Consider the following 24,886-nt stretch of genomic DNA (forward strand, 5'->3'; position numbering starts at 1 on the left):
GTCCGTATATTACCGAATGGTAATTCATGAAAATTCTTGGTAATATTTCCTTCGTATCTATTGCTGCGTAGCAACATACGGTCGTTTCTTGGCGATTCTTAACAAATACGCACGCATATTTCACATTCTTGCCTGTCGCGAGTGTTAGAATTTTTTCATTGAACGCCGACCTTCGTTGGATATGGACCGAATATGATCATGCTTTACCAGCTCCATGAGCTAACCCGCAGTTTTCTGTCGCCGATGGCATCGTTCACACAAGTCGGTTCCAACCTCTTTACCAACCCCTTCAGTCCTTACACCTACCTCCCCCTGTCAAAAAACATTGCAGCCGGCTTTGAACTGTTCCATCGCCTGGGCAAAGATTACGAAAAGCCAGAGTGGAATATCGACACGGTTACAGTGGGGGACAAAAAAAGCAACATCACGATTTCCACCACGCAGGCCAAGCCCTTCTGCAATCTGATTCACTTCGAACGCGAACACAGCAAGAACCCAGGCGGCGATCCAAAAGTGCTTATCGTGGCTCCCCTGTCGGGACACCACGCCACCCTTTTGCGCGACACGGTCAAAACCATGCTGACCAGTTTCGACGTCTACATCACAGACTGGGTGGATGCCCGCATGGTGCCTCCCAGCAAGGGACCGTTTCACCTGGACGACTACGTTGACTATGTACGCGAATTCATCCACGTTGTCGGCCCCGACATGCACATCATGTCTGTCTGCCAGCCCACCGTACCGGTGCTGGCCGCCGTCTCGCTCATGGCCTCTGCCGGCGAACACGACGCCATGCCCAAATCCATGATCATGATGGGCGGCCCCATCGATACACGGCTGTCGCCTACACAGGTCAATAGCCTGGCAGACTCAAATCCGTTCTCGTGGTTCGAAAACAAGCTGATTCACGTTGTGCCCGGTCGCTACCCCGGCGCCGGCCGCAAGGTTTACCCCGGTTTTCTGCAACATGCAGGTTTTGTTGCAATGAATCCGGACAAGCATATGGAAGCGCATTATGACTTCTACATGAACCTGATGTCCGACCAGTTGTCCGAAGCAGAACACCACCGGCGGTTTTACGACGAATACAATGCCGTGCTGGATCTGCCCGCTGAATACTATCTGGACACTATCCGCGTCGTATTCCAGGATCACCTGCTGCCCAAGGGTGAATGGAAAGTGCGCAATGAATTGGTCAAACCCCAGGACATTGCCCACACCCGCCTGCTGACAATCGAAGGTGAAAACGACGACATCACCGGGTATGGTCAGACCGAAGCCGCCCAGAAACTGTGTTCCGGCCTCAAAAAACAGGACAGGAAGCACTTTCTGGCCAAAGGCTGCGGCCACTACGGCATCTTCTCCGGCTCCAAATGGAGAAAGCAGATTTTCCCTGTGGTAGAAGCCTTTATCGCCGAAACCGAAGAAAAGAGCGTCAGTCAGGCTGTTGCTGCCGCCTGAAAGCAACTGGCACTGCCTTTTTCGGTACAATGAGAGGGACGTGGCTCTGGCCGCGTCCTTTCCTTATTGCCCCCTATGAACCACGCCCTCCTCATCGACCGCATAGACGCGGTATTACCTCAGACGCAGTGCACCCAATGCGGCTACGACGGCTGCCGTCCGTACGCCCAGGCCCTGGCGTCGGGCACCACGCTGATCAACCGCTGTCCACCTGGCGGCGACGCCGGCATTGAAAAGCTGGCGCACGTGCTCGACACCCCTGTTTTGCCGCTGGATGAATCCTGTGGCCAGCCGGGCCCCTTGCTCGTGGCGGTTATTGATGAAGCGCATTGCATCGGCTGTACGCTGTGTATCCAGGCCTGTCCTGTGGATGCCATTATGGGGGCCAATAAATTCATGCACACGATCATCCCCGATTTGTGTTCGGGTTGCGAGCTGTGTGTTGCCCCCTGTCCGGTAGACTGTATCGCCATGGTCGATGCCAATCGCCCGTGGACGCAGGAAGACGCCGACGCTGCCCGAACGCGCCATGAACAACGGGCACACCGCCTGCAACTGAACACCCAGGAAAAAGAAGAACGGATGCGCCGTGCAGGCGCCCAGGCGGCTGCCTCAAGCCAGCAGACAGACGCCCAGGCCGACCGTCCCGGGCAGTCGGCTGACAGCCTGGCACAATCGACCCAGGCGCCCATGGCTGCGCCAACTGCCGAAGACACAAAAAAAGCAGCCATTGCACTGGCATTGCAACGGGCACGCGCACGTCGCAAACCAACCAATCAATCGGGTAGTAGTTCATGAATGCAGCAAAACGCAAACTCATTTTCGAACGACTGGCCGCCGCCAACGCCAGCCCCACCACAGAGCTTGAATACGAAAACACGTTCCAGTTACTGATCGCCGTTTTGCTTTCGGCGCAGGCGACCGACAAATCGGTCAACCTGGCTACCCGCCACATTTTCGACACCTGTAAAACTTCGCAAGACATTCTGGATATGGGGCTGGACACCTTTACCGAAAAGATTCGCACGATCGGGCTTTACAAGACCAAGGCCAAAAATGCATTGGCAACCTGCGCCATCCTGCAGGAGCAATACCAGGGTGTGGTACCGGACAGTCGCCAAGCGCTTGAGGCGCTGCCCGGTGTCGGACGAAAAACGGCCAACGTCGTGCTCAATACCGCTTTCGGCCAGCCAGCCATGGCGGTGGACACGCATATTTTTCGCGTATCCAATCGAACCGGCCTGGCCCCGGGCAAGAACGTCAGGGAAGTCGAAGACAAGCTGATGCGCTTCGTGCCCAGGCAATACCTGCTGGACGCGCATCATTGGCTGATTCTGCATGGCCGGTACATCTGCGTCGCGCGAACGCCCAAGTGCGCGCAATGCGGGATTGAAGACCTGTGTGAATTCAAAGAAAAGAATCTGGGGGCCGCTGAGCGTCGACCCGCCAGAACAACGGGCACAGCCCGGCCAGCAAAGAAAGCTGCATTAAAAAAGACCGCAAAACCGGTCAAAAAGACAATTAAAGAAGTGGCATAACGGGGCTGTGCAAATATATAGTGCAACTGCCTGATCCGCGCTGCTTGCATAACAATAAAGAAAGCCGTAGATACTCAATCCTGCTTTCTCGAGTATGCCTTGACGGCCGAATCCTTTGACCTGCATTAACTTGTAGTCAATAATCATATTTCAATTTGTCGCGCGTCATTACCCGCCTCTATCACGGTTCAGGTTAAAACGCCAACACACTCTGCCATATCGGCAATACTCGTCCCACTCTCAAGATGCCCTTAAATCATCTGTTCGGTCTACTACAATTTTTACTCTTTCCGCCGTAAGACTCTCTCGATCATTATTTTGGTATAAGCGCAAAATGATTAGCAAAAATTTCTCTGGCATCGTCGCCTTCATGAAAGTTGCCGCTCTTGGCAGCTTCAATGCCGCAGCAAAAGACTTAGGTATTTCACCACCGGCTGTAAGCCGCAGTATCCAACGGCTGGAAACCCAACTTAATGTTCGGTTACTGAATCGCAACACCCATTCTGTATCGATCACCACGGAAGGAGCCAGGTTTTTTGATCAGTGCTTGCCGAGCATTGATCATTTAGTTCGTGTGGCAGCTGACCTAAAAGACGCTGCCAGCTCAGATGCCGGTAGTTTGAGAGTCAGCGCTACGGTGGGATATGGCCGGCGGTGTATTGCGCCACTATTGAGTGAGTTTTGTGTCAAGCACCCGGACATTCAGCTTGAGTTTGAACTGAATGATCGAATGACAGATTTTTTCGAAGAAAAAATCGATATAGCAATACGAAACGGTAGATTGGAGGATTCAGGCATCATCGCTCGAAAAATTGCCCCTATGAGACTGATCGTCTGTGGATCACCCGACTATTTCGAGAAAAATGGTGCGCCAACCAGCATCGAAGATCTGGATCGCCACAAAACAATTGGATTTCGCCTTGAAGATAGTGGAAAAATTCACGATTGGGAGTTTTTCCTGAACGGCAGTTTCTATAAACATAAGATTCTCCCTCATCAGATATTCAACGATCCGGAACTGGTAGCACAGGCAGCAAGAGCAGGAAGTGGCTTGGCACAAATAGCAAACTACCAAGCAGATTCATTGATCGCACAGGGCGACCTTATCGCCGTCTTGACTCAACATATCGCAGAGGGTCGCGGTCACTATATTTGTTACTCCAGTCGCAAGCAGATGCCGCTGCGAGTAAAGTTATTCATTGATTACTTACAGTCTAAACTTGGATTTTAAGCATTTATATCTAAAGTTAATTCCGTAGTTCCTTGACGACATCTTTTGGCGCATAACAAGATATGTCAGAATTTTCGCAACTTATTCCTTCGGTCACTAAGATGCAAAATTCAAGCCAGCCCATCCATCAAGAAAACGCGTCGTCAACAAAATTTAATCTGGCCAACAGCCAACGAGAATGGTTATGGTTGATTCCATTTGCAGCGGCACTATATTATCCATGGGCACTTCAATGGGCAAATACCACGATCGCGTCAATTGGACAGATTACCCCATATGCGTTCATTCAAATCTTGACAGCGTATACGGTGCCAATTATTGGATTTGCGGTCTTGCACCATCTGGGAAAACAAGAAACCCTTACGGATCGACTTGTGCTTGCTCGGCGATTATCATATTTGGTTGTTGCGGCTCCACCGGCTTTTACCTTGGTTGGCGTATTACTATTTCTAATGAAAATCAATGGCCACGATAATGCGGTGTGGACAGGAATATGGCTAGTACTAACAATTTTATCGACCATGATGATTCATACCATGCCACGCAGACCGATCGTACTGAATGATCCTGCTATGTACAGACGGCTGCGAGTACTCCACGGCGTATTTGCAGTTTTTATACTGCTTGTTTTTCTCGCTCCGCATTTGTTTAATCACTCACTGGGCCTATTTGGCAACAACGTTCATCTTGCAATCATGGACGTGCTCCGCAAGGTGTATCGTCACCCCGCTGTGGAACCAATACTTATCGCAGCTTTCTTTATACAGATTCTAAGTGGCATTGTTCTGGTAAAACCCAAGTCAGAACGTTCCGGGGACATTTTAGATAGTCTACAAGCTGCCTCTGGTGTATATCTTGCATTCTTCATTGCTTCTCACATCAATTCCGTTTTTATTCTCGCTCGCTACTTCGGCACAGAAACTGATTACGCTTGGGCTACTGGAGAACCTGTCGGTTTATTAATGGATCCATGGAATATCCGATTACTGCCGCACTACTCTCTTGCTGTGTTTTTACTTCTTGCTCACCTTGCATGTGGATTGCGAATCGTATTAAGAAATCACAATATGACATACGCCCGTTCAAATGCAATCACTTGGTCGATTATCACAATCGGATTTGTCGTCACCCTTATCATTACTGCGGGCATGCTCGGTTTTCGGCTGATATGAAATAAAGCGAGGGGATGCCCTCTGGGAACACCAGAATATTTTTAGTTCTCCATCTGTCGCTGAGCTTTTGGACGCTTCCAACACGTAGGAAACCTTTATTGGGCGCTCGTGTATTTCTTACCCACACGAAATAACGGCCAGACACCAGATACAAGGTAAATAACAGACTGTGAAAAACATAGACCTGAAGAAGATGAAGCAGTTTTTGACTGTCGCGGAATCAAATAGTATTACAAAAGCCGCAGAAAGGCTTCGTATCGCTCAGTCAACACTACTGGCTGTCATTAAAAAACTTGAAGATGCAATCGGTGTTTCTCTTATAAATCAACAGGCCAGCTCGTTTGAATTGACACTTGCTGGTGCTGATTTTGCCAGGCACTGTCGACTCTGTCTCGAATACTCAGAACGGGCAGTTTGGAGCGCTCGTTCTACCGCAAAAGCTTGCGCTGCCACCATAAACCTGGGACTTGTTTCTTCCGCAGCGCACACTATTTTTCCCAGAGTGTTGTCCATTTTACAAAAGACCCAGCCAGACTTTAATGTCAACGTTCATGAAAGCACTTCCAAAAGTATTATTCACATGTTGCTCGAAAGACAAATAGATATGGGTTTACTGCGCGGCCCGATTGATTTGCCTTCCGAACTGGAAGTCATCAATCTAGGTCGGGATGAATTTGTGCTTATAACGAGTGAAGGCCATGCGCTGGCAGATTGCCTTCGAGTTTCTCCTGAAATGCTCTGTTCAGAAGCCTTCATCATGTACGATAAAGGCAGTGTGCTTCGACATGCCATGCGCCTGTTTTGCCAGGAGAATAACGTCAATCCGTTTATCGCTCAAGAGGTATGCCAAATTCAAACTGTGGCAGCTATGGTCGGCTGTGGACTTGGTGTATCCCTAGTCCCAAAATCAACTATTCCGCTCATCAGTGCACCTGTCAGATTCATCGACCTGGACTGTTTTTCGCACGAACACTATACCGGTATTTATATGGCCAAAAGAGAATCTCATTCCTCAGCATTATTAAATAGACTATTCTGTCTATCAGCAACTGACTTTTAATAAGATTAAAAAATTACTTAGATTTTATAAAGCTTGGGCCGCGCGCCGGCTGCCTGCGGGTGTATGACGCGCAAAAGTTGCTGAAACTTCGGACATTGCATATGACTGGGCGCAGGACAATCAGCCACATGTCGCAGCGTATCCCGGAGCGCCTTTAACCGGCGGACCTGATCTTCAATGGCATCGGCACGTTCATGCAGAACAGGGCGAGACAGGTTGGGCGATCCGTCCTGACCGAACATCCCCTTGATCTGTTCCAGAGAAAAGCCGGCTGCCTTTCCCAGAGATATCAATGCCAGTTGGGTAAGCGTCTGCTCATCGTACTGGCGTCTCAGACCATGCCGCGCGCAGGAGTGGATCAATCCGAGCTCTTCATAATAGCGTAACGTCGAAGGAGGAACGCCACTGCTTTTGGACAGCGCCGCAATATCAATCAGATTCATGGCTTGACTTAAAGTTGGCTTGAAGTTGCATAATACTTGCCACAACATCCGCAGGCAAGGAAAAAATCATGAATGTACTCCCAGGGAAACAAGCATCTACGCTCATATTGACGGCGCTGGCTGGCGCAATGCTGCTGGCATCGCTCGGCGTCAGTATTGCCACTGTGGCGCTGCCCGCCCTGATGCGGAATTTCAACGCAACGCTGCCCGCCGTGCAATGGGTCATGCTCGCCTACCTGATCACAATCACAGTCGCAATCGTACTTGCGGGCAAGCTTGGTGACCTTATCGGTCATCGGCGCGTGCTTATCGTCGGGTTGACGCTCTTTGTGCTGGCGTCAGGGCTTTGCGCGGCTGCGCCGACGCTGGATGTGCTCGTACTGGGACGGGTGGTTCAGGGTGTGGGTGGCGCTACCCTGATGGCATTGCCTATCTCGATTGTCCACGCCTTCGTGACAAGAGAGCGGATCGGCTCAGCGATGGGGCTTTTCGGTACCATGTCCGCCATCGGCACAGCCTTGGGCCCCTCGCTCGGTGGTGTGCTCATTGGCAGTATGGGCTGGCGCGCAGCGTTCATCGTGCTGACCATGCTAGGCGCCGGTCTGTTGATATTTGCAGCCAGGGTCATTCCTGCGGTTGCCGTCGACAAAAGCCTGAGGGCCGCCTCGCCAGACTGGACAGGCGCAGCCTTGTTGACGGCAACGCTCATTCTGTATGGACTGGGCACGGTCGGCGGCCAAAGCAATACGCCAATGCATTCAACCCTGCTATTGGTGTGCGCCGCCGGCACGCTTGTCCTGTTCCTTCGGGTCCAGTCGCGTGCACCCTCGCCCCTGGTACCGCTCGCACACTTGCGTGACCCGCTAACGGGCACGGCGCTGTTGATGAATCTACTCGTGTCCATTCCGATGATGGCCACCCTGGTTATCGGTCCGTTTTTCCTGTCCTTCGGGCTTGGCTTGAACGAAGCGGGAATCGGTCTGGTGATGGCAGTCGGTCCGCTGGTGGCGGCCATCTCGGGGGTCCCGGCGGGCCGACTGGCCGACCGCATTGGCGCGCAGCGCACGCGCATGGCGGGCCTGATCCAGACAACGCTAGGTCTGATTGCGCTTGCCTATTTCCCGCGGTTTCTGGGCGTTGCCGGCTATATCATGGCGTTGATACTGTTGACCCCGGGTTTTCAGCTTTTTCTGGCAGCCAACAGTGCTGTCATCATGCTGGGCGCGTCCCAGGCGCAACGTGGGCTGCTCTCGGGATTGCTGGGATTGTCACGCAACCTGGGGTTGATGACCGGGGCATCGCTCATGTCTGGCGTGTTCGCCATGGCACTTGGACCACAGGACATTACCGGCACTGCGCCAGACAGTATTGCCCAGGCATTCACAATCACATTTGTAGTTATCGCGGGAATTTGCCTGCTGGCCCTCATTCTGTCCTGGTGTGTACGCCCGGCGCAATCAAAGCAATACGAAGCATAATGCGAGTGGCCTGCCAGACGCTATCGAAGCAGGCCAATTCGGTTTCTCACTGCCCGCGCGCGGGCAACGGTGTCTTGCGATTTGGGTCAGTTCTGCCCCTGATTGCTATTGCTGTGACCCAGCCCCAGATAACTTTGCGCCACCTTGGGATCGGCGCGCAGAATCTGCGACGAGCCTTCCATCGCTACTTCGCCCATTTCCAGCACATAACCGTAGTCGCAGGCCTGCAGCGCGGCACGTGCGTTCTGCTCGACCAGCAGTATCGACACACCGGTTTCGCGCAGTCGCAAGATAATGCGAAATACTTCCTGCACCACACGCGGCGCCAACCCCAAACTGGGCTCATCGAGCATAAGCAAAGTAGGCTTTGCCATCATCGCCCGCCCTACGGCCAGCATCTGCCGCTCGCCGCCCGAGAGCGTGCCGGCGCGCTGATCGCGGCGCTCCAGCAAACGCGGAAACAACTGATAAACCTGGTCCAGCGTGTCTCGCCAGCCGGCGACACGCTGGCGATACTGACGAAACCCGCCAAGCAGCAGATTGTCCTGCACCGACATGCTGGTAAACAGCTCGCGCTTTTCCGGCACCAGGCACAGGCCTGCGGCCACGCGCTCTTCCACGGGCATCCGGCTGATGTCCTGCCCGCGATATAGAATGCGCCCGTGGGCCCGACCGGACGTCGGCAAGGCGCCCATCAGGGTATTGAGCAGTGTCGACTTGCCGGCACCATTGGCGCCAATCACCGTCACAACCTGCCCCTGGTCCATGGCCAGAGACACGTCATTGACCGCGAGTACTTTACCGTACTGCGCGTTGATATTATGTGCTTCCAGTAGTCGGCTCATGCGCGCACCTCGTTATTGACGGCCGTGTCCGCAGCAATTTCATCTGTGATAACAGCATCGTCAATCCCGCCCAGATAGGCCTGCAGGACTTTGTCGTTCTGTTGAATCTGTGCCGGCGTGCCTTCAGCAATTTTTGTGCCGAAATCCATTACCACCAAGTGGCTGGTCAGTTTCATCACAAAGTCCATATCATGCTCTACCAGCAGGATGCTCATGCCTTCGTCACGTAATCCGGACAACACGGCAGCCAGCTCCTGCTTTTCCATATAGCGCAGGCCCGCTGCCGGCTCATCCAGCAAAAGCAGTGTTGGATCAAGCGCGAGCGCCCTTGCGACTTCCACGATCCGCTGTTTACCCAGCGACAGATTGCCGGCCAACTCGAACATGCAATCGCCCAGCCCAACCCGCTCCAGTTGAATGGCCGCTTCGCGCAGCAGGGCCGCCTCGTCACGCCGATCCAGCCGCAATATGCTGCGTATGGCACCTGCCGAGCGCCGCAGATGCGCACCCAGCGCCACATTTTCCAGCACACTCATCTGCGGCAGCAATTGGGTATGCTGAAAGGTACGCGCGATCCCCAATCGGGCAATATCTGCTGCTGTCGCCGATTGCAAGGATTTGTCGCGAAAAACGATCGAACCGCGCGTCAATGGCATGACGCCAGTAATCAGATTGAAGGTCGTGCTTTTACCGGCGCCGTTGGGGCCGATCAGCCCCACAATCTGACCGGCAGTCAGACTGAAGGAGATATCGTTCACTGCCACCAGCCCACCAAACTCTTTGCGCAACTGGGCTACCTGCAGCAACGTGCGGCCTGCTGGCGGTCTTTCACTTTTAGCCAATAACGGGGCATCGGCCCACCATTGGGTTAAAACGCCACCGGCCGCTTTGCGTTCGCTGCTGCCGCCGGAAAAAAAACCGGTCACGATTGGCCATAGCCCTTCCCGCGCATGATGCAACACCAGCACTACCAGTACGCCGAAAACAATCAGTTCGAAGTTGGTAGAGGTATCGAACAGGCGCGGCGCGATGTCCTGGATCTGGTCTTTGAGCGTTAGAATGACGGCGGCGCCGAAAATGCCGCCCCAGACAGAAGACACACTGCCCACCACCATCATGAACAGATATTCAATGCCATAGTTGATGCCGAACGTGCTGGGGCTGACAGCACGCTGCTCGTGCGCGTACAACCAGCCGGCCAGACCGGCGAGCACGGCGGCATATACAAAGGCGATCACCTTATAGCGAAAAGTATGCACACCAAAAGAAGCGGCCATTTTTTCGCCGTTTTTCAAGGCACGGATGGCGCGACCGCTGCGCGAATTGAGCAAGTTGATTGCCGTCCATGCCGCCAGCAGTACGACCAACCAGATCAGATAATAAATACTCTGGGCCTGTAACAATGGATAGCCAAATAACGAAATTGGCGGAATTCCCGGGATGCCGTCATGTCGCCCCAGAAAGGGCATGTTTCCGTACAGATAATAGAAAATCAGGCATACGGCGATCGTCGCCAACGACAGGTAATGTCCCGACAGACGCAATGTAATCTGCCCCAGCACAAAAGCCAGCAGCAATGTCAGCACAATGCCCAGAACCAGCCCCAGCCAGGGAGATCCATCCATGGTGGCAGACAGCCACGCGGTGGCGTAGGCGCCGATACCGACAAACGTTGCCTGGCCAAACGAGGTCAGCCCGCCCACGCCGGTTAACACGACCAGCCCGATCACGACCAGACTGGCAATGCCGATTGCATTGAGTTGATTGATCCAGAATTCAGGCACGCCAGGCACCACTGGCAACAGGGCAAGCAACAAAATGAACAACGGTACAGACCATTTTTTCATGGCTTACTCCTCTTCGTCGTGACGAGTCGTCACAGACAGAATCAGCAATACCGGTATGATCAGCGCAAAAACAATCACTTCCTTGTACTCACTTGCCCAGAAGGTCGAAAACGATTCAATGATACCCACCAGCAGCGCGCCCGCGGCGGCGATCGGATAGCTCAGCAGCCCACCGATGATGGCCCCCACAAAGCCCTTCAAGCCAATCATAAAACCCGTCTCGTACGTAATCGAAATAAACGATACGATCATGATGCCCGAGAGCACCCCAACAATGGACGAAAGCAGAAAGGTCAGGAAACCGGACATATTGGTGCTGATGCCGACCAGTCGCGCGCCGCGCCGGTTCACTGCCGTCGCCCGCAATGCCTTGCCATACAGGGTATAGCCGAAAAACAGCCACAATGCAGCGATAATGACTGCTGTCATTGCGATCACGAACAAGCTTTGATAAGTCCAGTTCAGGCCGAACAGCTCAAGCTGGCCGTCAAAAAATGGCTGGGCAACCAGACGCCCTTCGGCACCGAAGAAAGCCAGACCCATGCCAACGAAAACAAAGTGCACGGCAATGGAAATCACAAAGAGCGCCAGCACCGAACTGTCGGCCATGGATTCGTAGGCAAGCTTGTAAAGCATGGGCCCTAGCGGGACGACCAGGAACAATGTCATCAAGGCCTTGATCCAGAGCGAAGGTGTCGTGCCCAAAATGGCCGGCACCGCAAAAAATACGATAATGGGTAACGCCAGGCAAAACAGCGCCGACCTGACCAGCGTAACCATGGGCTTGCCACGGAATACCTGCCACAGTTCACGCGCAAAGACCAGCAAACCGGCGATCACAAGCAGCCACCGGGTTCCCGGCACCTGATCGTCGGCCAGGACCGCAAAGGTGAGTGCCCCGTAGGTCACGAACTCTCCCTGCACAATCAGAATAATGCGCGTGACGGCAAACACCAGTACCAGCGATACTGCCAGTAATGCATAAATGACGCCCGTCACGAGCCCATCCTGCATCAGAATCTTTGCGATTGACCAATCCATTGTCGTCCCGTTGATTTCCTTTCGGTTTTTTGCTCAGTTCAGGTCCTGGGCAAATTCCCAGTGACCGTTCTTGACGCGTAGCAGAACCCGGGCGCGCTCGTCCAGCCCTGAATGATCTTTGGCCGACATATTAAAGACGCCGTGCACGCCGACCACATCCTTGGTGTTTTCCAGCGCATCGCGCAGCGCCTGGCGAAAGCCCTCGGTACCGGGCTTGGCGCCACCGGCCAGCGCCTTAGGAATGGCGGCCGCAACCAGCGCGCCAGCATCGCTCATATGTCCGCCGAACCCGCTGACCGAGCCCTTGCCATATTGCGCCTCATATTTCTGTGTGTAGTCCAGGCCGGTGGCGCGCATGGGGTTAGCTGGCGGCAATTGGTCTGCAACCAGGATCGGGCCAGCCGGCAAAACCAGTCCTTCGCAGGCGCTACCGCACATTTTCAGAAACTCGCTATTTCCCGCCCCGTGGGTCTGATAAATCTGACCTTTGAAGCCGCGCTGCTTGAGCTCACGCTGTGGCAGCGCAGCTGCAGTACCTGAGCCCGCAATCAGAATGGCATCGGGCTTTGCCGCCAGAAGTTTGAGTACCTGACCGGTCACACTGGTATCAGGGCGGGCATAGCTTTCCGTTGCTACGATCTCTATTTGCTTACCCTGCAGTGCATTTTTGAGCTCCTTTAGCCAGTTCTGGCCATAAGCATCAGAAAAGCCGATGAAACCGATTTTGCCGGTTCCTGCTTTTTCCATAGCTTGCACCACGGCCGTGGCCATCAACACATCGTTCTGTGGTGTCTTGAACGACCAGATGCGCGCGCCCTCCACAGGCTCGACAATGCTGGCGCTGGCGGCCAGGCTGATCATGGGGGTTTTCTTTTCGGCCGCAACATCAATCATTGCCAACGAACCGGGTGTGGCGGTAGTGCCGATAATCACATCTACATTATTCTCGCTGATCAGCTTGCGCATATTGCGCACTGCTTGCGTGGCGTCGGTCGCATCGTCAAGAATGGTATAGTTGACTTTGGTTGATCCGATCTGACGCGGCAGCAGCGCCACACTGTTGCGCTCGGCAATGCCCAGCGAGGCTGCCGGACCGGTCGCCGATACCACGACGCCCACATTAACGGTTATGTCCTCGGCAAATACCGAATGAGCGCTGGCAGCAAGCGCCACACCAAGCAGGCAGGGCAGGAACTTTTTCATGATTTGTCTCTCAAATATTATGATTTCGCTTAATTACAACTGTCTATAAGATAATCGGATGCAGCTATAGTCAGAAGCCGTGGACAATAATATGTCACACTTAAACGCGTAATCATACAGTTTTGTCCTGGTAATTCAGGAATGAGACCCCAATTTACTTTAAAATAGAATGGTTACTGTCTGCATTTTGAATACACGGCGCAAGGCATCGTAAAGCGTGCGGCCGGCAGGTTGCAGGCATGTTATTTAAGGAAAACCCGGGACGGCGGCTCATCGTTATTCTCATAGCCGCCACCGTTTTTGATGTAAAGGCTACCATTGAAAGTCATCAAGTCCGAACAGCAATGGCGTGAGCTGCTCTCTCCGGAAAGCTATCACGTCACGCGGCAGAAAGGCACAGAGCGCGCCTTCACTGGAGAGTACTGGGATCATTTCCAGCCCGGCATCTATACGTGCGTCGCCTGTGAAACGCCATTGTTCGCGTCAGATACGAAATTTGACGCCGGCTGTGGCTGGCCGAGCTATTTCGAGCCCCTTAATCCGCACAATGTCCGCGAAGAAGTAGACACCTCGCACGGCATGACGCGCACAGAAGTGCTGTGCAACGTCTGTGATGCACATCTTGGCCACGTTTTTCCCGATGGCCCTCCTCCCACCGGCCTGCGCTATTGCATCAATTCGCTGTCCCTTCGCTTTGACCCTGTAGAATGAAAAAGCTTCTGTTCGATTTTTTCCCGCTGGTCCTCTTCTTTGTCGCATTCAAGGTTGCAGACATTTACGTAGCAACATGGGTAGCCATCGCCAGCAGCGTACTGCAGATCCTGTGGCTGAAATTGCGTGGCCGCCCGATCGAAGCCACCAACTGGATGAATGTGATCATCATCGTGGTTTTTGGCGGCGCCACCATTTATTTCCATAACGACACCTTCGTCAAATGGAAGCCCACCGTGCTTTACTGGATGTTTGCCCTGATTCTGCTGGGCGCGCGTCTGCTGATGAACAAAAACGTATTGCGCAAAATGCTGGCCACGCAAATGAGCCTTCCGGATCGTATCTGGGATCGCCTGTCTGATACTTGGGCCGGCTTTTTCCTGTTTGCCGGCGCCGTCAATTTAGCAGTGGCCTTTTCCGGTTACTTTACGCAGGACCAATGGGTAACTTTCAAGGCCTTCGGCATGACCATCCTGCTGGTTATTTTTGCGATTGGCCAATCAATCTGGCTCGGACGGCATATGCAGGAAGTACCCGCCGCCCCCGGACCTGTTCCCTTGCCGGAGAAAACCAATGACTGATCTTGATCGCATTGCACTGATCCGCGAACGCCTGGCCTCGCTTGAACCGCAAGCGCTTGATATTGAAGACGAGTCCCACCTACACAAAGGGCATGCAGGCGCCAGCAATGGCGCAGGCCATTACCGCCTGAGTATCCGCTCTGCCCGCTTTAATGGATTGTCCAGGGTAGCCAGCCAGCGTCTGGTTTATGACGCGCTGGGAGATCTGATCCCTTACCCCATTCATGCACTGTCCATACAGACCCAACCGATTTCTTAACCAAAAGGAAAACTATGAAACGTTTTATTTTACTTGCTGTAACTTGCGCCATGACAGTACCGGCTTTGGCCCAAAACGTGGCCACTGTGAATGGTAAAGCCATTACCAAAGATCAGGTAGATACGGCAGTGAAAACGCTCATTGCCCGTGGCGCGACAGACAGCCCTGCGCTGCGCGAACAGATTACAGAACAGCTAATTAACAGTGCCGTCCTGTCCCAGGAAGCCGAGAAACAGGGTGTGGACAAAAACCCTGAAGTGCAGTTCGCCATCGACAATGCCCGCCAGGAAATCCTGATCGGCTCCATGATGCGTGACTGGGCCAAAACCCATCCTGTCAGCGATGAAGACGTCAAGAAAGCCTATGAAGAGTTCAAGACCCAATCGGCCGGTGAACAGGAATATCAGGTCAAGCATATCCTGGTCAAAGACGAAACTGCCGCCAATAAGCTGCTGAAAGATATCAAGGCCAAAAAGGTCAGCTTTGCCGATGCTGCCAAGAAAAACTCCATTGATCCTGGGAGTGGCAAAAACGGTGGCGATCTGGGCTGGGCCCCTGCCGAAAACTACGTACCTGAATTTGCCGAAGCTGTAAAAGCAGCAAAAAAAGGTCAGTTGCTGGACAAACCTGTTAAAAGCCAGTTCGGCTGGCACATCATCGAGCTGACCGACTCACGTCCAGTCAAGGTGCCAACGCTGGAAGAGGCCAAACCGCAAATCAGCCAGATGCTCAGTCAGCAGTCACTGCAGGAACAGATGAAAAAACTGCGTGACGAAGCCAAGATTGAGAAAACGGCTAGCGAAGGCGCTGCCGAAAAACCCGCTGCTGCTCCCGCAGTAGAGGCGCCCAAGCAGTAAGGTTTTGTAAGTCGGATTCTTTATCCGATTTACCCTATTACTGACGATTATCCCCCATCTGCCCGCTCTCAGGGCCAATGGGGGATTTTTTATTGTGGACCTGATCGGGATCCTGATGTTGACTGCCTGAAAGGCGGCATCAGTCACCGTTCGAATGTTTTCGAATGAGGCGGGCACACGCTGCCGCAGCTTGCCGCCGCAGCGCGCATCAAACGCTTTTAGCTTTTACCCGAGCAGCCGGCCAGGTAGCCGGCCCACGACGCCCTATCGAACCGATTCAGCAGGCGCGCCAGCGCATCCGGCTACGGCTCGATCTGTGTGAGCTGGGACCGATATGGCAATCGACACCGGCGATCCGGATGCCAAACAGTACTGGCATCGGTCGATCAAGGGTGCCCTATTGCCTGAGCAGGTCCAACAGGCCTTCTTCGTCAAGCACCGGCACGGACAGATCACGTGCCTTCTCCAGCTTGCTGCCAGCCTCTTCACCCGCAACCACATAGCTGGTCTTTTTTGATACGCTGCCGCTTACCTTGCCGCCGGCTTCCATGATCAACTTGCCGGCTTCATCGCGTGTCAGCGTCGGCAGCGTGCCGGTCAGGACAAAAGTCTTGCCCTGCAGAACCGTGCTTTTGACTGACTCGGGCATTTTGACGGTCACGCCCGCTGCGCGCAACGCATCGAGCACTGCAATATTATGGGGTTCAGCGAAAAATGCCCGCAGCGACTCCGCGACAACCGGCCCGACATCATTGACCTGAAGGAAAGCGGCCTCATCGGCGGCAATCAGGGCATCAAGTGAACCAAAGTAACGCGCCAAGTCCCGTGCCGTTGTTTCGCCAACATGACGGATGCCCAGCGCATACACAATGCGGGAGAGCTCTACGTGCTTGCTTTCTTCAATGGCTGCGATCAGGTTTTCTGCCGATTTGCGCCCCATGCGATCCAGTCCCATGACTTTCTCTACCGAGAGCGAATACAGATCGGCAATCGAGCGAACCCAGTCGTGGTCAACCAATTGGTCGATCAGCTTTTCACCCAGCCCTTCGATATCCAGGGCCTTACGTCCTGCTGCATGCAACAGGCTTTGCTTGCGCTGGGCGGCACAAAAAAGGCCACCGGTACAGCGAGTCGCCGCCTCGTCGGGTAGGCGTTCCACCGCAGAGCCGCAGACTGGACACTGGGTCACCATGGCAAACAGCCGAGCATCGGCCGGACGCATTTCCAGTACAGGGCGCAGCACTTCCGGGATTACGTCGCCGGCTCGGCGCACGACCACGGTATCGCCAATTCTCACATCCTTGCGTCGGATCTCGTCTTCATTGTGCAGCGTGGCATTCGTCACCGTCACGCCGCCTACAAAGACAGGTTGCAGCCTGGCCACCGGCGTGAGCGCTCCGGTGCGGCCCACCTGCACCTCGATATCCAACAGCAAGGTCGTCGCTTCCTCGGCAGCAAACTTGTGCGCCAGCGCAAACCTGGGCGCGCGCGAAACAAAGCCCAGTTCCGTCTGTGCCTTCAGCGAGTTGACCTTGTACACCACCCCATCAATATCAAAGGGTAAATTTGTCCGCGACTGGCCAATTTCTTCATAAAAAGCAAGCAGCGCGTCGGGGCCAGTCACGCTCTTTCGATATTTGCCTACGGACAAACCCAGGGAGGACAACCAGTCAAGCATGCCGGAATGAGTATCGGGCAAAGGGGCGGTGAGCCCATCCAGCTGACCCCAGCCATAGGCGAAAAATCGCAGCGGCCGCTTGGCTGTGAGCCGCGGATCCAGCTGGCGCAAGCTGCCTGCCGCCGCATTGCGAGGATTGACAAATGTCTTGTCCCCTGCTGCGGCCTGGTGCTTATTGAGTTTTTCAAAGTCGCTGCTGTTCATGAGTACTTCGCCGCGCACTTCCAGCACCGCTGGAAAGCCGGGCGAGAGCGTCAGCGGGACCGAGCGCAAGGTGCGGATATTGGCAGTCACGTCCTCGCCGGACAAGCCATCGCCACGTGTCGCGGCTCGCACCAGGCGACCGTTCTCGTAACGGATGCTGATGGCCAGCCCGTCCATTTTGACTTCGCAGTTATATTCCACTTTTTCTGCCGGGCCGAGCAGGCCCGCAGCACGCAAGGCGTCACAAACCCGCTTGTCGAAGGCCATCACTTCTTCACTGCTGAATGCATTGCCCAACGACAGCATGGGCACGGCATGACGGACACTTTCAAAAAAAGGCAACGGTGCGCTGCCCACGCGCTGCGACGGAGAATCTGCATTGACCCATGCAGGGTGCTCGGCCTCGATGGCCAGCAACCGCTGCATCAGACCGTCAAATTCCGTATCGCTGATCGTTGGCGCATCCAGAACGTGATACGCGTGATTGTGTGCATTGATTTGTGCACGCAAGCGCTCCAGTTCGGCCTGCAACTGTTGTTCTTTGCCCTGCGCCATGACACATGCCTTTAGGAGAAGACCCGCAAGGCGCGTGGCGAGCCGGCTTGCAGGCCCTGCTGCTCCAGCTCTTGGTATATACCGCGAATCTGCTCGTCAATAGCGTGCTCGGACCCTTCCATCACCGGGCGTCCAGAATCATCGATCAACTGGCCGTCAAGAGACAGCGCCAGATCACGGGCTACGGCCATCATGCGGGCAAAGGGCGTGTCGTCCGGCGGACTGCAGGGAACGTCCAGCAGCAGGTCCACGCGATTGACGCCAGCGTTTGCAGGGTCATCGGCATGTTCACCCGCCAGCAACAAGACAAAGCGTGGCAGACCGTCATGGTTCATCCAGGCCAGACCATTGCGATATTCCGTAAAGCCCTTGGCGCGGGCAACGTCGATCACACTGCGAACAGGATGCGGCTGCGCCAGTTGCACAGTCAGACCCACTTGCGTGTCCAGATTGGCGCATACCTGATCCAGTTTCACGGCGCGGCGCAGCAAGCCGGGCACATCGGGGCTTTCGACGCTGGCATCAAATTCATGGGCAATTTCATCGGCCTTGGCCCAGGCCTGCGACCACTCTATTTCGCCCAGTGCTCCGGCGCGGTTAGCCAACAGGACGGCCATTTGCAACGATACGTAATTCTCGTCAGCACGCAAATCAGCGCGATGCAGCCCGTCGTCGGTCTCGGCAAAAAAGCGCAATGGCTTGGAACCAGCGTACAGGGCGCTTCGGGTATAACGGTGCAGGTCGGCGCCACCGACGGGAGCGGCAAAATGCAACTCAATAACGCCTTCGGTCATTTCATCAACGGCTTCTTGGTCGTGCTGCCCGTCCATATCACGAGCGGGCACTGCTGCGCCCATAGGCGCAGCGGCGGGCGCTGGGGAAGCAGCCTCATCAAGGTCGCTGGCAAAGACCGGATCCTGCCGGTCGGCCGGCGCTTTTTGGACTGGCGTAACCGGTTTGCGATCCTTGAGCAGAACGTCATTCTCGTGTTCGTCGCCCATGCTGAACTGTTCGTGCATTTGCCTGCGCACTCGTTGGTCCTGCCACCAATTGAACAGCAGCACCAGCAGAATCAGCACGATTCCGATCGCAATTAAAGCCAGTTGCAAATTACTCATTGTGTGATTGACCCTTTTGTTTACGCTTCGCCAACAAGCTGGACGGCGGACTCGATATCCACAGCAACAATTCGGGAAACCCCTTGTTCTTGCATCGTAACACCGATTAACTGCTTCGCCATCTGCATGGCTATTTTATTGTGAGAAATAAATAAAAACTGCGTCTGTTCGCTCATGCTGCCAACCAGGTTGGCATACCTTTCGGTGTTGGCATCGTCCAGCGGCGCATCCACCTCGTCCAGCAGACAGAATGGCGCCGGATTCAGCTTGAACAACGCGAATACCAGCGCAGTGGCCGTCAGTGCCTTTTCACCGCCTGACAGCAGATGAATCGTGCTGTTGCGTTTACCCGGCGGCTGCGCCATCACCTGCACGCCAGCATCCAGAATTTCTTCGCCGGTCATGGACAGGCGTGCCTCGCCGCCACCGAACAGCTTCGGAAACAACTCGCCAAAATGCGTATTGACCTGATTGAACGTTTCCTGCAACAAATCGCGCGTTTCCCGGTCGATGCGACGAATCGCGTCTTCCAGCGTATCGATGGCCTCGGTCAGATCCGCGTGTTGCGCATCCAGAAACCCCTTGCGCTCACGCGACTCGGTGAGTTCGTCCAGCGCGGCCAGGTTGACCGACCCCAGCGCTTCGATCTGTCGGGATATTTTCTGCACTTCGGCATGCAGCCAAGTCACTTTGGACCAATCCTCGGGCAAATCGTTCAAATCAGCTTTGAGCGCTGTGCGATCGACCTCGTGTTCGTCCAGCTGTTCGGAAAACTGCTCCACGGCCAGCCGGGCTGCCTGTTCATCTAACTGCAGCTGCATAATATGGGCGCGACGCGGCTCCAGCGACTGCTCGGTACGCATGCGCGTTTCGTCGGCACCGCGCAGCGTGGCAGCCAGATTGTCCAGTTCAAGACGGGCGGCTGCCAATGCTTCCTCGCGGATCACGCGGGTTTCCAGCGCGTCTTGCAGCCCCGCCTGTGTTGCGGACTCATCGAAATCAAACAGCTCGGTTTCCAGGTTTTCCAGTTCGTTGCGGGCCTGATTAATCTGATTGCCGGCCAGGTCCCTGTTACGGGTCAAGTCGGCAATCCGCGACGTCAGACCACGCTGGGTAAAGCCCGCTTCCTGTACATTACGCTCCAGCTCGCGAATTTGCTGGCGCGCAGCTTCGGCCGTTTCGGCCAGCGTCTCGCCAGCCATTTCCGCCTCAGCATAGGTTTCCTGCAACGTGGCCAGCTCATTGTCCAATGTTTCAAAACTGGCTTCGGACTCTTCCTTCTGGGCCAGCAACTCTTCCTGCTGTATGCGGATATCGGCCAGATCTTCGTTAATGCGTGCGTTGCGCTCTTCGCTTTGTTGCATCTGCCCGTGTAGCCTGGAATGCTCCATCTGCAGATCGTGCACCCGGCGGGTCAGCTCTGACAGGCGCTGGCGCGCCGGTGTCATCGATTGCGACAGCGCAGTCCAGGCCGCTTCGCTGCGGGCCAGCTGCGTAACGGCCTGATCGGCAATCAACTGGCGCGCCTTGATTTCGCGCTTAAGATTGTCAATCTCCTGCTGGCGGGCCAGCATGCCCGACTGCTCGGAATCGGCCGCATAAAAACACAGGCCATGTGCATCGGTCATGTGCCCTTCGCGCACCACCAATTGCACACCGACCGGCAACGATTGCCGCTGTCCCAGCGCTTCAGTCAGCGATGAAGCAGTGTAGACGCCTTGCAGCCAACGTCCCAGCAAGCTTTTGAGATCAGGATCGCTGCACCGCAACAACGACAGCAGCGGCGTATGGCCCGGCAGCGCAGCCGGCAGCGCCTCGGCTGTCGGTTTCTGGTAAAACGCAAGCCGCGACGGTGGCGGATCATCCGTGAAGGCACGCGCCATATCCAGGTCGCGCAATGGCAGCGCGGTCAGCCGTTCACGCAATACGGATTCGAGTGCCGCTTCCCAGCCCGGTTCAATATGTATTTGTTGCCAAAGCCGGCCAAAACCAGCCAGATCATGCTTTTGCAGCCAGGGTTCGAGCGCCCCCTTCTTCTGCACATCTTCCTGCAGGGCGCTAAGCGCGTTCAGCCGGGCTTCAAGCCTGGCCACATCCTGCGTTTCCTTTTGCGAATTGTTTTGTGCATTGCGGCGTGCCTCATCCAACTGCGGCAACCGCTCTTCCATGTCCTGCAGGGTTGCCTGCACTTCTTCCAGCTGGGCTTCGGCCGCGTTGCGATCACCGGTCAGTTGCTCAAGACGTCCTGCATCAGGGCTCTGGATCTCGCCCAGCTCGCGCTCCAGGCGTTCACGGCGTTGCTCCAACTGCTGCAACTGGCGGTCGGCGTCACGCTGCGCCTGGGCCGTGAGCGCTAGCTTCTGTTCAACGCGAGCCAGCTCGGATCGCATAGTCTCGCGGGTTGCCGACGCACTGCGTACTTTTTCTTCCACATCAGGCATCTGGGCCTGACGCGATTCCAGTTCATCCTGGACCATGGCCGCGCGCTCGGCAGCAGCGGCCAGTTCTTCTTCAAGCTCGGCAATCTGTTCCGTGCAATGCGTCAGTTGATCCTGCCACTCCTGCATTTGGGTGTTGAGCGTCGTCTTGCGCGCCTGCAGACGGTTACGTGCATCCACCACATGGCGGATTTCGGTCTCTAGACGGCTGACTGTGGTATTGGCCTCGTACATGGCGGCCTGGGCTGCGTGCACGGCGTCGCTGGCCTGATAATGCGCCTGCCGGCGTTTTTCCACCTCACTTTCTGAAGCGCGCAATTCAGCGAGCGAGGCCTCCAGTTCAGTCTGCGCCTTTTCGATCTCCAGGGCTTTTTTCTCCTGATCGGCGCGGGCATTCTCTTCCCGGATCAGCCAAAGCACGTGTTGCTTTTTTTCGCCATCGTGCTGCAGGTCACGATACTTGCGTGCCACTTCGGCCTGCGCTTCCAGGCGGCTGAGCTGTGACTCAAGCTCGCGCATGATGTCTTCGACACGAGTCAGGTTCTCACGGGTATCGCCCAGACGGTTTTCGGTTTCCCGGCGACGCTCCTTATACCTGGACACGCCGGCGGCCTCTTCCAGATACACACGCAGTTCTTCGGGTTTGGCCTCGATCAGGCGATTGATCATGCCCTGGCCAATGATGGCGTATCCACGCGCGCCCAGACCGGTGCCCAGGAAAATATCGTGGATATCCTTGCGGCGGACCTGCTGGTTGTTGACGTAATAGCTGCTGGTGCCATCGCGGGTCAGAACCCGCCTGACGGCGATTTCTCCGTATGTGCTCCACTGACCAACGGCACGACCGTCGCTGTTGTCAAAGACCAGTTCAACTGACGCCCGTGCAGCCGGCTTTCTGTGTCCCGAGCCGTTGAAGATAACGTCCTGCATGGATTCGCCGCGCAGTTCAGAGGCGCGTGTTTCACCCATCACCCAGCGTACGGCGTCGATAATATTGGATTTGCCACAGCCATTGGGACCGACCACGCCCACCATCTGGCTGGGCACCGGGATGACCGTAGGATCAACAAAAGACTTGAATCCAGCTAGTTTGAGTTGGGTAAGGCGCACGTAAGGAACAATACAAAGTAAAAAAAATGCCCTGAGGCGGTGCCGATACAGAACCGGCCCGACAGTCAGGCTCCAGCCCTGTATGATAACCCAGGCGATCCGATTTGATAGTAAACAAAAGTCATAATAGCAATATTTGCGCAGGGCGCAAATCACCCCCTCCGGATTCCGGTGCAGCACTGATTTCTGAACGCCAGCGCAAGCCGTGCCGCGTTCTGGCGCAACGTCGCGATGGATCACTCCCGCATGCTCAGCCAACACCGGTCTGCTACGGCCCCCGACAACAAATATTTCAGCCTGCTACATGGCCTGGCAAATCAATCCGGTCGGCAGATATTTACGTCAGGCCATCGTCCCGCACAGGTTTGGATCTAATTCGCTATCGGTTGGGGGCAATGAGTAACGAAGCGCCACTGAACCTGATATTATGTTGCGATTGAGCACAACGGAAAACACCGGCACCTGTCTGGTCTTTCTGCCAGCATCATTTCATGACCACGACATATGGTTACTTTATCGTCTGGTGCTTGCACCGGATTCGGATACGCGATAACAAGTTAAAACGGGATATTCAGTTTGAAAAAAGGTTTCTTTCTCGTCATGTTGGCACAGGCGCTCTCGTCCCTGGCCGACAATGCGCTTTTTATCGCTGCCATCGCCCTTATCGCTGAACTTTCCGGACCCGACTGGATGACGCCCGCCATGAAATGGTTTTTTGCGTTCGCCTATGTCATTCTGGCTGCGTTCGTTGGCGCCATCGCCGATTCTTTTCCAAAGGGTCGTGTCATGTTTGTCACCAATGCAATTAAAATTTCCGGCTGCCTGCTGATGTTCGGCTTTGCCATGATGGCCCCGTCCGACAAGAGCCTGCACGCCTACATCGTCTGTTTTTCCTATGCCCTGGTGGGTATCGGCGCGGCTGCCTATTCGCCAGCCAAATACGGCATCGTCACCGAGCTGCTGCCCCCGCGGGATCTGGTCAAGGGTAACAGCTGGATCGAAGGGCTCACTGTACTTTCGATTATTTTCGGGGTCGTTCTGGGAGGCAAGCTGATCGAGCCACCCCTGTCCGATTTCCTGCTGGCCCTGCCCTGGATGTCGGTCCTGGCAAAAACGCCGGCCGAGGCGGCCATTGTCGTCATTGGCGGAATTTATATTCTGGCCGCTATCTGTAATTTGCTGATCCCCAATACGCACTTCGTGTATCCGAAACAAGAATCCAATCCAGTGAAGCTGCTCAGCGTGTTTGCCAGTTATGTGCGCATCCTGTGGCGGGACAAGGTCGGACAAATTTCACTGGCGGTCACCACCCTGTTTTGGGGCGCGGGCGCCACTCTGCAGCTGATCGTGCTGCAATGGGGGCGTGACCACCTGCAACTGAGCATCGCCCAATCGGCCAATCTGATGGGTGTAGCGGCCATCGGCACCATTGTCGGTTCGGTTCTGGCCGGTCGGGTCCCGCTGACGCGCGCATTGCATGTACTGCCTATCGGCGTTGTCATGGGCTTTTCCGTCATGTTGATGACCATTGTCAAAGATACCTGGGCGGTGTACTTCACCCTGATCCTGGTAGGCGGGCTCTCCGGCTTTTTCGTGGTGCCGCTCAACGCGCTGCTGCAGCACCGCGGACATGTTCTTTTATCGGCCGGCCATTCCATTGCCGTACAGAATTTCAACGAACAATTGAACATTCTGTTCATGGTGGCGGCGTACTGGTTCATGCTGGAAATGAACCTGCACATCAATACCATCATTATTATCTTTGGCGTCATTGTCGCCGTGCTCATGGCGCTGGTGATTGCCTGGTGCTATCGCAACCAGCGGCGCTATCCGGCGATCTTTGCAGAAATTGGTGAAGAAGGCCATGGTCGGGCCCAGACCGGGCATTAGCATCCGGGCATTTGCGGGCCAGTAGGTCCGTGGCGCTGGCATCCCGGGTCGCATCCCCTACCCACGGTTGGTTTGCCGCACTGGCCCGGTTTTATCTCAAAGCGCTTGAATACACACCGCTTATTCCATATCGCCTTATACCAGTTTGGCCGATCACGGTCAGATA

Annotated in this window: 20 protein-coding genes; 12 read left to right on the top strand and 8 right to left on the bottom strand. The window is 55.0% G+C overall.

Annotated elements, in window-relative coordinates:
* Positions 1–198: 198 nt before the first annotated feature.
* From INT32_RS02640 to INT32_RS02665, 6 genes are all read left to right on the top strand, one after another.
* Positions 199–1,461: a polyhydroxyalkanoate depolymerase gene (locus INT32_RS02640; protein ID WP_193087256.1), complete on the top strand. Its 1,263-nt coding sequence runs from the start codon at positions 199–201 to the stop codon at positions 1,459–1,461.
* Between the two features lie 75 nt (positions 1,462–1,536).
* A complete protein-coding gene (gene rsxB, locus INT32_RS02645; protein WP_193087153.1) occupies positions 1,537–2,259 on the top strand; it encodes an electron transport complex subunit RsxB in 723 nt (240 codons plus the stop codon).
* Positions 2,256–2,999 carry an endonuclease III gene (gene nth, locus INT32_RS02650; RefSeq protein ID WP_193087154.1) on the top strand — a complete coding sequence of 248 codons (744 nt, stop codon included), beginning with the start codon at positions 2,256–2,258 and terminating at the stop codon, positions 2,997–2,999. Before rsxB ends, nth begins: the two co-directional genes overlap by 4 nt.
* Before the next feature lie 334 nt (positions 3,000–3,333).
* The gene (locus INT32_RS02655; RefSeq protein ID WP_193087155.1) at positions 3,334–4,230 is read left to right on the top strand and encodes a LysR family transcriptional regulator; all 897 of its coding nucleotides are present in this window, start codon (positions 3,334–3,336) and stop codon (positions 4,228–4,230) included.
* 62 nt (positions 4,231–4,292) lie between these two features.
* Positions 4,293–5,402, top strand: a complete 1,110-nt coding sequence (locus INT32_RS02660; protein WP_226816387.1) for a hypothetical protein — start codon at positions 4,293–4,295, stop codon at positions 5,400–5,402.
* Between the two features lie 169 nt (positions 5,403–5,571).
* Positions 5,572–6,462 carry a LysR family transcriptional regulator gene (locus tag INT32_RS02665; RefSeq protein ID WP_193087156.1) on the top strand — a complete coding sequence of 297 codons (891 nt, stop codon included), beginning with the start codon at positions 5,572–5,574 and terminating at the stop codon, positions 6,460–6,462.
* Positions 6,463–6,479: 17 nt separating this feature from the next.
* On the opposite strand, the gene INT32_RS02670 is transcribed toward INT32_RS02665, so the two are convergent.
* Positions 6,480–6,905 carry a helix-turn-helix domain-containing protein gene (locus tag INT32_RS02670; protein ID WP_193087157.1) on the bottom strand — a complete coding sequence of 142 codons (426 nt, stop codon included), beginning with the start codon at positions 6,903–6,905 and terminating at the stop codon, positions 6,480–6,482.
* Between the two features lie 68 nt (positions 6,906–6,973).
* Between INT32_RS02670 and INT32_RS02675 the strand changes: the two genes are divergently transcribed.
* On the top strand, positions 6,974–8,383 hold the full coding sequence (locus tag INT32_RS02675) for an MFS transporter (protein ID WP_193087158.1): 1,410 nt from the start codon (positions 6,974–6,976) through the stop codon (positions 8,381–8,383).
* Between the two features lie 86 nt (positions 8,384–8,469).
* On the opposite strand, the gene INT32_RS02680 is transcribed toward INT32_RS02675, so the two are convergent.
* Genes INT32_RS02680 through INT32_RS02695 form a run of 4 tightly spaced genes read right to left on the bottom strand, consistent with a single transcriptional unit; the run spans position 8,470 to position 13,319 of the window.
* Complete coding sequence (locus tag INT32_RS02680) at positions 8,470–9,228, bottom strand: ABC transporter ATP-binding protein (protein ID WP_193087159.1); 759 nt, start codon at positions 9,226–9,228, stop codon at positions 8,470–8,472.
* Positions 9,225–11,075, bottom strand: a complete 1,851-nt coding sequence (locus tag INT32_RS02685) for an ATP-binding cassette domain-containing protein (protein WP_193087160.1) — start codon at positions 11,073–11,075, stop codon at positions 9,225–9,227. Before INT32_RS02685 ends, INT32_RS02680 begins: the two co-directional genes overlap by 4 nt.
* Before the next feature lie 3 nt (positions 11,076–11,078).
* On the bottom strand, positions 11,079–12,116 hold the full coding sequence (locus INT32_RS02690; RefSeq protein ID WP_193087161.1) for a branched-chain amino acid ABC transporter permease: 1,038 nt from the start codon (positions 12,114–12,116) through the stop codon (positions 11,079–11,081).
* A 33-nt stretch (positions 12,117–12,149) separates the two neighbouring features.
* Positions 12,150–13,319 (bottom strand): ABC transporter substrate-binding protein, encoded by a 1,170-nt coding sequence (locus INT32_RS02695; protein WP_193087162.1) that lies wholly within the window; start codon positions 13,317–13,319, stop codon positions 12,150–12,152.
* Positions 13,320–13,637: 318 nt separating this feature from the next.
* Here INT32_RS02695 and msrB point away from each other — a divergent pair, with 318 nt between their 5' ends.
* From msrB to INT32_RS02715, 4 genes are read left to right on the top strand one after another with little or no spacing between them, the layout of a single operon-like run.
* Entirely contained in the window at positions 13,638–14,030 is a 393-nt protein-coding gene (msrB, locus tag INT32_RS02700; RefSeq protein ID WP_193087163.1) for a peptide-methionine (R)-S-oxide reductase MsrB, read from the top strand.
* Entirely contained in the window at positions 14,027–14,611 is a 585-nt protein-coding gene (locus INT32_RS02705; protein WP_193087164.1) for a septation protein A, read from the top strand. The genes msrB and INT32_RS02705 overlap by 4 nt, the downstream gene beginning before the upstream one ends.
* Positions 14,604–14,870, top strand: coding sequence for a BolA family transcriptional regulator (locus INT32_RS02710; protein WP_193087165.1), 267 nt, complete (start codon positions 14,604–14,606; stop codon positions 14,868–14,870). Before INT32_RS02705 ends, INT32_RS02710 begins: the two co-directional genes overlap by 8 nt.
* Positions 14,871–14,884: 14 nt before the next feature.
* Positions 14,885–15,727 carry a peptidylprolyl isomerase gene (locus INT32_RS02715; RefSeq protein WP_193087166.1) on the top strand — a complete coding sequence of 281 codons (843 nt, stop codon included), beginning with the start codon at positions 14,885–14,887 and terminating at the stop codon, positions 15,725–15,727.
* A gap of 397 nt (positions 15,728–16,124) precedes the next feature.
* Here the strand turns inward: INT32_RS02715 and ligA are convergent, their stop codons facing one another.
* The 3 genes from ligA to smc are packed head-to-tail and all read right to left on the bottom strand — an operon-like array spanning position 16,125 to position 22,830.
* A complete protein-coding gene (ligA, locus tag INT32_RS02720) occupies positions 16,125–18,164 on the bottom strand; it encodes an NAD-dependent DNA ligase LigA (protein ID WP_193087167.1) in 2,040 nt (679 codons plus the stop codon).
* An 11-nt stretch (positions 18,165–18,175) separates the two neighbouring features.
* Complete coding sequence (locus INT32_RS02725) at positions 18,176–19,282, bottom strand: cell division protein ZipA C-terminal FtsZ-binding domain-containing protein (protein WP_193087168.1); 1,107 nt, start codon at positions 19,280–19,282, stop codon at positions 18,176–18,178.
* A gap of 20 nt (positions 19,283–19,302) precedes the next feature.
* Complete coding sequence (gene smc, locus INT32_RS02730; RefSeq protein ID WP_193087169.1) at positions 19,303–22,830, bottom strand: chromosome segregation protein SMC; 3,528 nt, start codon at positions 22,828–22,830, stop codon at positions 19,303–19,305.
* 576 nt (positions 22,831–23,406) lie between these two features.
* Between smc and lplT the strand changes: the two genes are divergently transcribed.
* Positions 23,407–24,720, top strand: a complete 1,314-nt coding sequence (lplT, locus tag INT32_RS02735) for a lysophospholipid transporter LplT (RefSeq protein WP_193087170.1) — start codon at positions 23,407–23,409, stop codon at positions 24,718–24,720.
* The last annotated feature ends 166 nt before the right edge of the window (positions 24,721–24,886 follow it).

It is taken from the genome of Advenella sp. FME57 (assembly GCF_014897675.1).
In the GTDB taxonomy this organism is placed as follows: Bacteria; Pseudomonadota; Gammaproteobacteria; order Burkholderiales; family Burkholderiaceae_B; genus Advenella.